Raw genomic sequence first — 250 nt, 5'->3', positions numbered from 1 at the left:
CCCCCACGGGCTGAACACCTCGCCGGACGGCAAGTACTTCATCGCCAACGGCAAGCTCTCGCCGACCTGCACCATGATCGCCATCGAGCGCCTCGGCGACCTGTTCTCCGGCAAGCTGGCCGACCCGCGCGACGTGGTGGTGGGCGAGCCGGAACTGGGCCTCGGCCCGCTGCACACCACTTTCGATGGCCGAGGCAACGCCTATACCCCGCTGTTCATCGACAGCCAGTTGGTGAAGTGGAACCTGGCC

General features: G+C 66.8%; 1 protein-coding gene. It reads left to right on the top strand.

Going from position 1 to position 250, the window contains the following annotated elements; all coding sequences use genetic code 11:
* A partial coding sequence (locus tag ACLJNW_RS27200) for a hypothetical protein (RefSeq protein WP_410961664.1) occupies nucleotides 1-250 on the top strand: 250 nt, incomplete at both ends.

This window comes from Salmonella sp. SAL4457, assembly GCF_046548235.1.
GTDB lineage: Bacteria > Pseudomonadota > Gammaproteobacteria > Enterobacterales > Enterobacteriaceae > Salmonella > Salmonella enterica.
The sequence above is the reverse complement of the archived record's forward strand: the minus strand, read 5'-3'. Positions and strand labels throughout refer to the sequence as shown.